The organism is Gracilibacillus dipsosauri (genome assembly GCF_003176895.1).
Classification (GTDB): domain Bacteria; phylum Bacillota; class Bacilli; order Bacillales; family Amphibacillaceae; genus Gracilibacillus; species Gracilibacillus dipsosauri.
Map to the genome: position 1 here is coordinate 449,652 of NZ_QGTD01000008.1, position 12,770 is coordinate 462,421.

General features: G+C 35.3%; 15 protein-coding genes. 10 read left to right on the plus strand and 5 right to left on the minus strand.

All coding sequences use genetic code 11. The features are described from left to right. Nucleotides 1–56: 56 nt before the first annotated feature. The gene (locus tag DLJ74_RS09275; RefSeq protein ID WP_109984241.1) at nucleotides 57–608 is read left to right on the plus strand and encodes an RNA polymerase sigma factor SigX; all 552 of its coding nucleotides are present in this window, start codon (nucleotides 57–59) and stop codon (nucleotides 606–608) included. Further along, a complete protein-coding gene (locus tag DLJ74_RS09280; RefSeq protein WP_109984242.1) occupies nucleotides 589–1,800 on the plus strand; it encodes a hypothetical protein in 1,212 nt (403 codons plus the stop codon). Before DLJ74_RS09275 ends, DLJ74_RS09280 begins: the two co-directional genes overlap by 20 nt. An 81-nt stretch (nucleotides 1,801–1,881) precedes the next feature. Here the strand turns inward: DLJ74_RS09280 and DLJ74_RS09285 are convergent, their stop codons facing one another. Then, the gene (locus DLJ74_RS09285) at nucleotides 1,882–2,112 is read right to left on the minus strand and encodes a ferredoxin (protein WP_109984243.1); all 231 of its coding nucleotides are present in this window, start codon (nucleotides 2,110–2,112) and stop codon (nucleotides 1,882–1,884) included. Between the two features lie 116 nt (nucleotides 2,113–2,228). Between DLJ74_RS09285 and DLJ74_RS09290 the strand changes: the two genes are divergently transcribed. From DLJ74_RS09290 to DLJ74_RS09300, 3 genes are read left to right on the plus strand one after another with little or no spacing between them, the layout of a single operon-like run. Beyond that, complete coding sequence (locus DLJ74_RS09290) at nucleotides 2,229–3,284, plus strand: YpbB family protein (RefSeq protein ID WP_109984244.1); 1,056 nt, start codon at nucleotides 2,229–2,231, stop codon at nucleotides 3,282–3,284. Beyond that, nucleotides 3,281–4,810: a RecQ family ATP-dependent DNA helicase gene (locus tag DLJ74_RS09295; protein WP_109984245.1), complete on the plus strand. Its 1,530-nt coding sequence runs from the start codon at nucleotides 3,281–3,283 to the stop codon at nucleotides 4,808–4,810. The genes DLJ74_RS09290 and DLJ74_RS09295 overlap by 4 nt, the downstream gene beginning before the upstream one ends. 34 nt (nucleotides 4,811–4,844) lie before the next feature. After that, on the plus strand, nucleotides 4,845–5,072 hold the full coding sequence (locus DLJ74_RS09300) for a hypothetical protein (RefSeq protein WP_054859346.1): 228 nt from the start codon (nucleotides 4,845–4,847) through the stop codon (nucleotides 5,070–5,072). 43 nt (nucleotides 5,073–5,115) lie between these two features. Here DLJ74_RS09300 and DLJ74_RS09305 read toward each other — a convergent pair whose 3' ends face one another. From DLJ74_RS09305 to DLJ74_RS09315, 3 genes are read right to left on the minus strand one after another with little or no spacing between them, the layout of a single operon-like run. Continuing rightward, a complete protein-coding gene (locus tag DLJ74_RS09305; RefSeq protein ID WP_054859347.1) occupies nucleotides 5,116–5,685 on the minus strand; it encodes a manganese catalase family protein in 570 nt (189 codons plus the stop codon). Nucleotides 5,686–5,700: 15 nt separating this feature from the next. Further along, nucleotides 5,701–5,967, minus strand: a complete 267-nt coding sequence (locus DLJ74_RS09310; protein ID WP_054787965.1) for a spore coat protein CotJB — start codon at nucleotides 5,965–5,967, stop codon at nucleotides 5,701–5,703. A 4-nt stretch (nucleotides 5,968–5,971) separates the two neighbouring features. Further along, nucleotides 5,972–6,190 carry a spore coat associated protein CotJA gene (locus tag DLJ74_RS09315; protein WP_054859348.1) on the minus strand — a complete coding sequence of 73 codons (219 nt, stop codon included), beginning with the start codon at nucleotides 6,188–6,190 and terminating at the stop codon, nucleotides 5,972–5,974. Between the two features lie 209 nt (nucleotides 6,191–6,399). Here DLJ74_RS09315 and DLJ74_RS09320 point away from each other — a divergent pair, with 209 nt between their 5' ends. Together DLJ74_RS09320 and DLJ74_RS09325 are read left to right on the plus strand one after the other, a co-directional pair. Then, nucleotides 6,400–7,632 carry a Glu/Leu/Phe/Val family dehydrogenase gene (locus tag DLJ74_RS09320; protein WP_109984246.1) on the plus strand — a complete coding sequence of 411 codons (1,233 nt, stop codon included), beginning with the start codon at nucleotides 6,400–6,402 and terminating at the stop codon, nucleotides 7,630–7,632. Between the two features lie 23 nt (nucleotides 7,633–7,655). Next, nucleotides 7,656–8,630, plus strand: coding sequence for a YpdA family putative bacillithiol disulfide reductase (locus DLJ74_RS09325; RefSeq protein WP_109984247.1), 975 nt, complete (start codon nucleotides 7,656–7,658; stop codon nucleotides 8,628–8,630). Between the two features lie 4 nt (nucleotides 8,631–8,634). On the opposite strand, the gene DLJ74_RS09330 is transcribed toward DLJ74_RS09325, so the two are convergent. Then, entirely contained in the window at nucleotides 8,635–9,597 is a 963-nt protein-coding gene (locus DLJ74_RS09330; RefSeq protein WP_109984248.1) for an asparaginase, read from the minus strand. Between the two features lie 56 nt (nucleotides 9,598–9,653). Between DLJ74_RS09330 and prsW the strand changes: the two genes are divergently transcribed. From prsW to ypeB, 3 genes are all read left to right on the plus strand, one after another. Beyond that, nucleotides 9,654–10,319: a glutamic-type intramembrane protease PrsW gene (gene prsW, locus DLJ74_RS09335; RefSeq protein WP_054787996.1), complete on the plus strand. Its 666-nt coding sequence runs from the start codon at nucleotides 9,654–9,656 to the stop codon at nucleotides 10,317–10,319. Between the two features lie 200 nt (nucleotides 10,320–10,519). Next, the gene (sleB, locus tag DLJ74_RS09340) at nucleotides 10,520–11,344 is read left to right on the plus strand and encodes a spore cortex-lytic enzyme (protein ID WP_425454577.1); all 825 of its coding nucleotides are present in this window, start codon (nucleotides 10,520–10,522) and stop codon (nucleotides 11,342–11,344) included. A gap of 15 nt (nucleotides 11,345–11,359) precedes the next feature. Further along, a complete protein-coding gene (gene ypeB, locus DLJ74_RS09345) occupies nucleotides 11,360–12,691 on the plus strand; it encodes a germination protein YpeB (RefSeq protein WP_109984249.1) in 1,332 nt (443 codons plus the stop codon). The last annotated feature ends 79 nt before the right edge of the window (nucleotides 12,692–12,770 follow it).

Sequence of the window (12,770 nt, forward strand, 5' to 3'; positions counted from 1 at the left end):
TGGTGTAACCTTTCTTCTGTTTAATCGACAAATTACAAGAGTGAGGGGGTCTATTGGTGAAGACCACTTTTGAACAATTATACGATGAATACCACAAGGACTTATATCAGTACATTTTTTATATGGTAAAAAACAAAGAGCAAACAGAAGATATTTTACAAGATGTGTATATCAGAGTATTAAAATCCTATCAAAAGTTTAAAGGAAATAGTTCCGAAAGAACTTGGTTATTTTCTATTGCACGGCATGTCACTTTTGATTATTTTCGCAGCTTAAAAAGAAAGCGTCAGCGAATTAAAGAATTTTTTAATTGGGGTGCAGAAGGAGAGATGATTAAAGCGAATGAACCATTGCCTGAGGAAGTTACGATTTTAGATGAGCAAATGAAGTTACTGTATCGATTACTTGATCAGTGCAATTGGGATCAAAAACATGTCATTATTTTAAGGTATCTTCAGGATTTTAATATAAAGGAAACAGCAGATATTCTTGGCTGGTCAATCAGCAAAGTGAAAACAACGCAGCATCGTGCATTAAAAGTACTGAAAGCATTAATGGAGGATGCTAGGGAGAAGGAGGATGTTGATCATGAAAACAAATCATTCTAATAATAAGCAAACAGTAGAGGATTTGTTAAAAAGGCTTCCTAAAATCCAAGACAAACGATCCAAACAAGAAATCCTCCGAAATATTGAAAAAGAGTTTCAAACAATCGATGATGATACACGGCCAAGAAAAAGAAAAAAACTTTGGATTCCTGTAGTCGCAACTTTCTGCTCCATCATTGTTCTTCTTGTCGTTGCTCGAAGTTTAGATTTTGACTTGATTCAGAGGAATAATTCTTCTATGGATATTGCAATCAACGAGTCAGCGACAGAAAGAGAATATTCATCTGAATTACCAGAGAATGATGTCATAGAAAACAACTCTGTTGCAAATTCAGCAGATAGATTATTAACGGACGATTCCTTGTTCCCTTTTAAAAATATTAATGAAGACACCTTCTCTTATTCTGTTGAGTATATACAGAAAGATAACACGATTTATACAGCATGGCTTGTGGAGGACTTATCCTACATTATTCCGATCAGTTTGATCGATAGTGAAGGTCTAGTTACAAATTTAGATGATTATTATATGAAATTGGATCAATTTGTCCAACCAGAAACATATGGTTTACGTAATTTACAACTCGAAAAGCTAGATATTCAGTTAGATTCGGCTCCAAACGAGTTGGAAGTTATCTTCAATGACACTTATCCAGTAACTGCATCTAGTAACCATTTACAATCATTTAGGAAATTGATCTCCTATATGTTTAGACCATATGGTTATGAAAAATTAAAGGTAAGTGGAAATCATCCATTTGTTGAAAAGCTGTCTGAACACAATATGTTAAGCTTAATGGAATTACAGCCAGTAGCCTATAAAAAATTCCAATCTTCAGACAAAGAAACAACATGGCTCATACCAATTGAAAAAGGGCATATTTCATCATTTGAAGAGGCACTTACAGAAATGACGTTAAATGAGTCTGCTAATGAAGTTCTTGCTACGGTACCAAATGATGCTCAAATTGAGGTAGAAACAAAAGAGGATAGTGTGAGGGCAATGATACGTTCCGAGCTATTAGGAAATAACCAAGGAACAGTGACTATGATTGAAGCTATTTTAATGACGGCTAAAAGCTATGGCTATGATAAAGTAGATTTGGATATTGGATACAATCGTGTAGGGAAGTATGACCTAACAAAAGAACTAACTGTACCTATTCAAGTAAACCCGATTCCAATTCAGTAGGTTAAGTGGTCCATTGTGTCATCGAAGGCTATTTGTACACAATGGACTACATCTATTAAATATATAAGTTAACTGCCGTTCCTATCTATTGTTCGTATTTTCCATTACCTTAATGGACTCCGTAGGGCAACCTTCCTTTGCATCCAAAAGATCCTCTTCCTCTTCCTTTTTGATCGGTGTGCTCCCTTGATTGTTATCTCTCTTCGCAAATGCTATTCCTTCATCGTTATAATCAAAAATACTCGGAGCAGTTGCTCCACATACCCCACATGCAATACAGGTTTCTTGATCGACCCATGTATATAAAGGCATAAATAGGTCCTCTTTTCTTTAAAAAATATTCAATAATATTGTATCATATATATGAATTTCATATCTATTTTCTACATCCATTGGTACAATAATAAAAAGGAGTGTAAAGTAGAAAAATGTTTCAATGGATTTTATTATATTGCTTGCAGCAAGTTCAAGGTGAACGTTCTGTAGCCAACATATACCACTTAATTGTAGGGAAAAAATCAACACAATCTATTCAAGATAGTTATATTTATAACCTTTCAAAATATTATGGAATTTATCGCATCTTAAAGCGTGATCAATTTGAAGAGATGATCCATCAGTTGATAGCCGATGGATATATGAAGTTAGACCAGGATGGAAAAGGAACCCTTACAGAAAAAGGCTCTCTTTATCTAGTAAAAGGTAGTCATTTGCAGCTGCTTTCACTTAATGGGGAGAAATTTAGTGAAAAGGCACCTGCCTTTTTAGATAAGCTATTACTTCTTATACAAACTATGACGAATGTAATGGCAGGACAACGTGGGTTTATTCCGGTTATCGATAATCCTTTAATCCAAAGGGAAGTGAAACAAATAATCGCTCGGCATTCCTTATTAAGCCAAGCGAATTTCTCTAACTTATACAAGGATTTATATTCACATTTAAACACAATCCCATCAAGCTATGCGGATATTTTCGTTGACCATATGACTACATATCGACAAGTTGGATTAAGTAAACAGCAACTAGCACTTAAATATCAAGTAACTGTGTTCGATATACATTGTATATTAATGAATATAATCCACCAGCTTCTAGCGTCAATACAACAATCCTCATCCTTTTATGTGTTAGATAAAATTGATTTGGTTCATAAGTCTATTCCGATAACAGAATCTGCTCAAAGAACTTATCAACAGCTGAAAAAGGGAATGGATATAGAACAAATTGCCAAGAGAAGAGGCTTAAAAGAGAATACAATTCAGGATCATATTATTGAAATAGCTTATTGGGAAAATAATTTAGTTTGGTCGGAATTTATAACGAAAAAGATATATGATGAAATTTTGCAGATAGTAAATCATCTCAATACCAATAAATTAAAAAACATTAAGTCTCATTTACCCGAGTATGTTAGTTATTTTCAAATAAAACTCGTAATTGCGTTAGAGAATAAGAAGTCCAGAAAGGAACAAACACAATGACTGGCAGGCTAGAACAACATCTAAAGCATCATTTTGGTTATGATCATTTCCGAACTGGTCAGAAGGAGATTATAGAAGCGGTGCTTTCTGAGCAGAATGTTGTTGCGGTTCTTCCCACTGGTTCTGGTAAATCAATCTGTTATCAATTGCCAGCTCTTTTGTTAAAAGGTACCGTAATCGTTGTATCTCCTTTATTATCCTTGATGACAGACCAGGTGAAGGAATTAAAAGCACACGGATTTAAGCAAGTTGCCGCAATCAATAGCATGATCACAGAATCCGAAAAACAATATATATTCAATCGTCTAAGTGAGTACAAGCTATTATACGTATCACCAGAAATGTTACAAAATAATTTTCTTCTTAAAAGGTTATACTCCCTTACCATTCCCTTAATGGTAATTGATGAAGCCCATTGTATTTCACAATGGGGCTTTGAATTCCGACCGGACTATTTAAGACTTGGTGAAGTCCACCACAAATTAAATAAACCGACTATTTTAGCACTAACAGCAACAGCTACGAAGGAAGTGCAAGAGGATATTATTCAGTCACTTCAAATGAATAATTGCATAAGATTAATATATCCGATGGATAAACCGAATATAGCTTTTAAAGTAAAGCAGTTTACGGAAAGAGAGCGGAAAAAGGAGTACATTATTTCTAAATTGAGGGAATTTCCCGTTCCAACTATGATTTATTTTTCCAGTAGGAAGGAAGCGGAAAAAATAGCGATTCACCTCCAAAGCGAGCTAGCAGATCTACGTATTGCTTTTTATCATGGTGGTTTAGAAACCAATGATAGGCTATTGATTCAGCAACAATTTATGCAAAACCAACTGGATGTTATATGTTGTACAAGTGCTTTTGGAATGGGGATCAATAAACAGGATGTTCGTTTAGTCATCCACTATCACATACCATCACAGATTGAATCATTTATTCAAGAGGTAGGTCGTGCAGGTAGAGACGGAGAGGAAAGTATTAGTATCCTATTGTATCATGATATGGATAAATTCATTCCTAAACGACTAACACAATCTGAATTACCAGATGTTACTACTGTTAGAATGGTATTAGAAGAAATAAAACAAAACCCTCAACTAGACTTACAAGAAATAAAGGATTTTATCTTAAGCTTGACCCAAAATAATGAAACACATTGGAGATTTTTACATTATCAAGTAGAAAAATTAGGTGTTCTCGACGTAGACGGAAAGGTTAATCATTCGTTCAACATTGATCAAAGTATGTATAAAATCGAAAAAACCATTCAAAATCGACTGGATCAAAAAAATCTAAAATTACAAGAAATGGTCGACTGGATAAATACAAAAAAGTGTAGAAGAGCGACATTGTTTCAACATTTTCAAAAAGGGTACAATAACCCTAAAGGAATATGCTGTGATAAATGTGATTTCGATTGGACTAAATGGAAGCCTGCTAAAAGAAAAGTAAATCTACAACTTAATAGCTGGAAAGATAAATTAGCCTATGCTTTTATGCAGGAAAACATAGAAAGCTAAAAAGGGAGAACAAGGTAATGGAGGGGAGTCAATCATGACGGATTTTAAAGATGATCAAGCAAGTTCCCTTCGTCAACTAGTTGATGAGCATAACAGTCAAATGGAAAGGGACCAAATATCTACTTTTCCACCGAGAAGTACAGTGCATCGTCGAATCAAAAGAAAGAATAATCCTTTCTTATTCATTCGTATACTTCTCATTGCCTTTATCGTCATTATTATTACTACCATCATTTTTAGTCTGATGGAGAAGAATTTCTAGCATGTAAAAAGCGCCTAGTTTAATGCATAGGCGCTTTGTCATATTAAAAAATCTTTTTTCGATCACGTTCTTCCTTTAATATTTCAACCGCTTCATGGAAACGTTGTGAATGGACAATCTCTCTTTCCCTTAAAAACTTCAAGGAGTCATTAATAAAAGGGTCATCCGATAAATCAATGATCCATTGGTAAGTTGCTCTAGCTTTTTCTTCTGCTGCAATATCCTCATACAAATCAGCTATCGGATCTCCTTTTGCTTGGATATAGGTTGCCGTCCAAGGAGATCCAGCTGCATTATGATAAAATAAAGCATGATCATGATTAACAAAATGTGCGCCTAAGCCAGCTGCTTCTAGTTGTTCAGGAGTGGCATCCTTTGTTAATTTATAAACCATTGTCGCAATCATTTCCAGATGGGCAAATTCCTCTGTACCGATATCATTTAACAAGCCAACAACCTTATCTGGTATCGTATAGCGTTGGTTGAGATAACGGAGTGCTGCTGATAATTCTCCGTCTGCACCACCATATTGCTCGATTAAATATTTCGCAAGCATTGGATTACATTGACTAACCTTTACAGGGTACTGAAGTTTTTTTTCGTAATACCACATTGCTGTTCCCTCCCTTTACACTTGCCATGGCCATGGGGCATTTTTCCAATCCCACGGATAATTCGAAAAGCTTCCACCAAATTGCATAAGAGGACCGAACTTACTCTCAAACTCTGCTTTTAATTGTTTGCTTTCATAAGAGGCTTGGTTAAATTGTTTTATCGCATCAAGGTCATCGGGATGGGTATCTAAATAGAGTGTAAGATCGACTAACACGAAGTCAACTGCTTGAATTTTCTCTAATAGCTGATAATAGGACTCTGGTAAAGCGGATTGACTCATCTGGTTATGCCTCCTCTCGCTTTAGATAATATGGGTCATAAAGAAATGGCCAAAGTGTACCACGAAAAAGGGCTTCTCGTGCTGTTGGATATTGTTCTAAATTAGTTGGCTGAAAATTTAAATAAAGATTAGGTGGAGTTGAATAACATTTTTTTAAGATAGGTTTGCAAGGATCTAATGGGCTTATATACGGTGTATAACATTTCACTAATGTAAAATTCAATAAAACCTTCTCCTTTCTTATCCATACCTATATCATAGTATGTGCAGGACGTTTGTCCTATGTTATTCTGAAGAGGATTCTTTTTCCTTTCTATTGCACTACATAGTAAGAAAAATATAGGAAAAACATATCGGATATTTCACAATCGCAAAATAAAATTGTATACTAATATTATGTATTTTTACGTGGATCGGTAGGAGAGGACAAAATTGAACACTAGCTATGAACATTTGCAAAATATGATGGAAGATGTGTTAAGACAACTAGGATATCCTAATGAAATATATCACTTATTAAAAGAACCTTCTCGAGTGTTAAAAGTACGTATTCCTGTTCGGATGGATGATGATAAAATCCGAATTTTTACCGGATATAGAATACAGCATCACGATCTATTTGGTGTGACCCAAGGAAATGTCCATTTTCGACCAACATTAACGGAAAAAGAAGTCTCAGCATTGGCAATCTTAAGGAGCGTAAAAGCAAGTAATCTACAGCTACCATTAGGAGGAAGCTGTGGAGGAGTTGTGTGTGACCCTCGAGAATTATCCTATAGGGAATTAGAAAGACTATGTAGAGGATACGTTCGGGTCATTCAACACGTTATTGGCCCACAACTAGATATACCTTCATCGGATGCTTCACTTGATCCACAGATCATGGCCTGGATGATGGATGAGTATAGTAGATTGAACGCAAACGAAGATCCCAATTTTATTACAGGTAAGCCATTTGTGCTAGGTGGTTTGAAAAAGAAAGAAGAAGCTATCAAACAGGGGATCCTTCAGACAATCCTTTCTTTGACCGAGCAGCATCAGCTGGATTTACATAATACGAGAATATTAATACATGGCACTGGGCAGATCGGTAGTTATTTAGCAGATGCGTTATATGAGAAAGGTGCGAAAATTGTAGGAATATCTGACCCACAAGCTGCCATCTTTGAAGAAGACGGTATTGACATACCAGAGTTATGGAAATCTAAGGATCGTTTTGGAATCATTACAAGAAACAAAAATAGTATAACCATCGAAGAACTAATGAGACAGCAGGCAGATGTGCTAATTTTAACAACGAAAAATGAACAAATAACTAAAGAGCTTGCTGAACAATTACATTCTACTTTCATTGTTGAAACAGTCAGCCATACATTAGAAAGGGAAGCAATTCACTTCTTACATCAGCAACAAGTTCAAATAATTCCGGAAGTATTATCTACAACCGGAGGAATTATATATGCCTATATCGAGTGGATGGAACATAAGCAGGGAAAAAAGTTCACTGATGATGAGATTACAGAGTTATTTGGTACTATAATCAAGCAAGCAATCCAAGCTGTTTCAGACATCGCAGAACAGAAAGATGTAAATTTATATACTGCAAGTTATATGATTGGGTTAAGAAATCAAGCAGAAGCGTTACGATTTAGAGGCTGGCTTTAAATTAAAAGGGAGTGTTAATAAAAATGCAACAGGAGCAAGCGATTATTATTGGAGCAGGTCCATGTGGGATGTCTGCAGCCATTGAATTGCAAAATATTGGAATTGATCCATTATTGATTGAAAAGGGAAATATTGTGGATGCGATCTATCGTTATCCAACCCACCAAACCTTCTTCAGTTCAAGTGATAAATTAGAGATAGGCGATGTTGCCTTTGTTACAGAAAAACAAAAACCTGTTCGAAATCAAGCATTAGCCTATTATCGAACAGTAGCTGACCGGAAGCAATTAAGAATTAACAGCTTTGAAGAGGTAACTTCTATTGATAAGAAGAGCAACTCCTTTATTCTAGAAACCGTTAATTATGATAAGGAAATCAATCAGTATAAGGCAAAGTATATTGTTATCGCTACTGGTTATTACGGGCAACCAAACCGTATGGGGATTAAAGGAGAAGAGCTAAACAAGGTTTCCCATTATTTTAAAGAAGCACACCCCTTCTATCAAAAAGAGGTGTGTATCATTGGAGGTAAAAATTCTGCTGTAGATGCAGCGATTGAACTACAAAGGGCACGAGCTAAAGTCACTGTACTATATCGTGGTCAAGATTATTCTCCAAGTGTAAAACCATGGATTTTACCAGAATTTGTTTCACTCATCAAGCATGGTAAAATCAAAATGGAATTTAATGCTGATCTATTAGAAATAACGAGAGATAAAGTTATTTATGAAGTAGATGGGAAGAAAAAAGAATTAGATAATGATTTTGTATTTGCAATGACAGGATATCAACCAAATCAATCCTTCTTAAAGGATATTGGGATAACTGTGGATCTTGCTACCGGTCGACCAACCTTTAACCCAGATACAATGGAAACAAATATTGAAAATGTCTATATTGCCGGTGTTATCGCAGCCGGTTATGATAATAACGAAATCTTTATCGAAAATGGTCGATTTCATGGAGGGTTAATTGCCAGATCAATTCATAACAAATAATGTTTTAGTCACAAAAAGCTTGTTCTATTTCATAAGTTGTTGCTCCTTGTTCTAAAAGGAGCATTAACTTTATTCTTGCTTTAGGTCCATTCACATGATTAGCAAAGATCACTCCAATATCCTGTAATGTTTTCCCGCCACCTTTATAGTTATAAGTCGGTTGAACCCTGCCTTGATAGCAACGGGTGACCAAAACAATGGTAATACCATAATCGATTAATTGCTTTAGAGCTGGCAGAATATCTGGTGGCACATTTCCTTGCCCAAATCCTTCTATAACAAGACCGTCAACTTCTTGACTGCATAGGCACGATAGGATGGAAGGAGACATACCAGTAAAAGCTTTTATTAGAAATACATTCCTCGTTAATTGCTTAGGTTGATAATATTCTTTTTCATCCGTTAATAGCTGATAGAAGTTTATACTTTTTTTATTAACAAAACCGATCGGTCCAACAGGAGGACTCTTAAAAGTTGAGACATTACTAGTCGATGTTTTCGTAACATATTTCGCTGTATGTATCTCATCATTAAATACAACAAGTACGCCATGGTTTCCTGCCTTCTTATATGAGGCAACTTGAATAGAGCATAGCAGATTGTACAAGCCATCTGAACCTACATCATTACTAGAGCGCATGGCACCTGTTAACACAATAGGTATAGAGGTCGATAGGGTAAGGTCAAGAAAATAAGCAGTTTCCTCTAAAGTATCGGTGCCATGGGTTATGACGACACCTCTCGTTGTCTCTTGAATATTGCTTTCCACAAATTGTGCAAGCTTTAACATATGGTTTGGTGTAATATGTGGCGAAGGTAATGAGAATAATTCTATTTCTCTAATCGTAAAATCTGTTGATTGAACTTTATCTAATAAAGGATGATTCTCACTTGATCCAACATGACCTTCATGGTCTTGAACCATCGATATGGTTCCACCAGTATGAATTACTAAAATTTCTTTCATTTTATCCCTGCCTTTTTAGGTAGTGTATTCGTAGTTTTTTGAGAGTAGGTGTCGATTTGTTTGGACTTTTAACAGCAGCTATAGCTCCCGCTTTTGCCATATTAGCTTTTTTTTACCTAAAGGATGAATATGAATTAGAACCTTTATCCGCAGTAACCAGAACTTTTACCTATGGAGCTTTATTAGTGTTCCCTATTATGTTCATCCAATATGCTTTTATCGAAGAAGGGATTGCTCAAACGCCCATGTGGAGAAGCTATTTTCTCTTTGGTTTATTAGAGGAATTCTTTAAATGGTTCTTCTTCTTAATTACTACCTATAAATATTCGAAATTTTCCTCTGTATATGATGGTATCGTTTATGGTGTATCGATCAGCTTAGGATTTGCTACGGTTGAAAATTTGCTTTATTTATTCGCACATGGTATTGAAAGTGCCTTTAGCCGTGCCATATTCCCTGTATCCTCCCATGCTCTATTTGGTGTTATTATGGGATATTACATGGGAAGAGCAAAGTTTCGTTCTAAGAATAGCTATTTCCATTTATTGATCGCATTAATTATACCAGTTATTTTACACGGAACCTATGATTTTATTTTAGAAACCATCACCAAATCTTGGTTATATTGGTTAATACCATTTATGATTGTATTATGGTTTTATGGATTAAGAAAGGTAAAAATGGCCAACGAATATTCCAAGCTTCATCAATATGAAATATGAAAAAGCTAGCAGGTGGAAATTTTCACCTGCTAGCTTTTTTGATTATTTATAAACAGTGGACTTAACAGATTTATTCCTTCATCAACACTTACACAAAAAATCATGAATAATTTACCTTTAATTAATAAAACCTATCGATATATCAATTCAATTTATGGGGCTAAATGGAGGTAATGAAAATGAAAGTGCTCAAAACTGGCATGCTAATTGTATTTATTTTTTCCCTTCCTTTCTTGTTAACATCACAAGAGACGGAGGTTAAAGCATTTAGTGATCAAGTAATACAACACGGAGCAACTGGTGAAGACGTCATTGAGCTTCAAGCAAGACTTCAATATCTTGGTTTTTATAACGGAAATATTGATGGAGTATTTGGCTGGGGGACTTATTGGGCTTTAAGAAATTTCCAATACGAATTTGGTTTAGATATTGATGGATTAGCTGGGGAAGAGACAAAACAAAAGTTGATTAGTGCTAGCGAGTATAACAAACAATATGTAAGAGAACAGATAAACAAAGGAAAAGACTTTACCCATTATGGCGGAATGGATATGGAGAAACAAACAAAAGAAAAAAATCCATCACCAAATAATCAAGGTCAAGAAACGGAAAAAAATAATGCAAAGGAAGAGGATCTTGAGCCAACAGCAGTGAACGTTCCTCAAGGTTTTTCACAAAATGATATAAAATTGATGGCAAATGCCGTTTATGGTGAAGCAAGAGGAGAACCATATCAAGGGCAAGTAGCTGTAGCTGCTGTTATTTTAAATAGAGTGGAAAGTCCAAGTTTTCCCAATACCATCTCAGGTGTTATTTTTGAGCCACGTGCGTTTACAGCTGTAAGTGATGGGCAGATTTGGTTAACACCAAACGAAAAAGCACGGAGAGCTGTATTAGATGCGATTAATGGTTGGGATCCAACGGGTGAAGCTATCTATTATTTTAACCCTAATACAGCCACATCTGATTGGATATGGTCAAGACCACAAATCAAAAAAATAGGAAAGCATATATTCTGTATGTAAATTGGAGGTGTTATGATGTTTAGATGGCTATTAATTACTTTATTAAGCTTAGGAATAGTTGGGGTTTCTGTTTGGGGATATCAAGAGCATCAAGAAAAAAATGCCATATTGATACAAGCAGAGAACAGCTACCAACGCTCCTTTCATGATTTAGCCTATTATATGGATTTATTACATGACAAAATCGGATCAACCTTAGCGATGAATAGTCGTGAACAATTATCTCCACAATTAGCTGAAATTTGGAGACTTACTTCTATGGCACACGGGAATGTTGGTCAACTCCCACTCACGTTACTACCTTTTAATAAAACAGAAGAATTTTTGTCACAAATGGGTGATTTTAGTTACCAAACAGCAATTAGAGATTTAGAAAAAGAACCATTATCAGATAAGGAACTACAAACCTTTGAATCGTTATATGAAATGTCTGGAGATATTGAATCAGAATTAAGAAAAGTTCAAAATATGGTTTTAAATGAAAACTTGAGATGGATGGACGTCCAGTTAGCATTAGTAAATAATGATGAACAAGCAGATAATACGATTATTGATGGATTTAAAACAGTGGAAAAAACGGTAGAAGGATATTCTGAAGGAAAAATGAATGCTAGCTTAATGGGAACATCTAGTAAAAAAGATGGTTTTAGCATCCTTGGTGATGAAAAAATATCGAAAGAAGAAGCAAAGAAAAAAATAAGAGAATTACTACAAGTGGATAAGGAAACAGAAATCAATGTTACTACTACTGGAGACGGGGCTACAGTTCCTTTATACAGTGGATCGTACCAGAAAAATAACCAATCAGGTTATATCGATATTACGCAAAATGGTGGTCATCCACTTACAATGATGATCAATCGAGAGGTGACGGAAGCTAAAATTGGTCTAAATAAAGCAACTCAACTAGCAGAACAATATCTGCAGGATTTAGATTTTGAGGAGTTAGCTTTATTAGAAAGTAATCAATATGATAATGTAGGGGTCTTTCATTTTATTCCTCAAGTCGATGACGTCTGGATTTATCCTGATGTGATTCAGGTTAAAGTAGCTTTAGACAATGGAGATATTTTAGGACTTGTGGCAAAAGATTATTTTGAGAACCATCGGGATCGAGAGATTCATTCACCAAAAATTACAGAAGAAGAAGCGAGAAAGGAAGTCAATCCTAACCTGAAAATTCATGAAAATCATCTAGCTATTATCGAGGATGATTTAGGAGAAGAAGTCCTAGCGTATGTCTTCTTAGGTACATTAGGAAACGACAGCTACAAAATATTTATCAATGCAGAGTCCGGTGATGAAGAGCGTGTTGAAAAGCTAAAACAAGCAGAGATTAGATATTAGTTCGATTTAGAGAAGGGAATCTGTTCCCTTCTCCCTTTTTTTTGTGATAATATATAAGAGGTATTTATTCATCATCCGT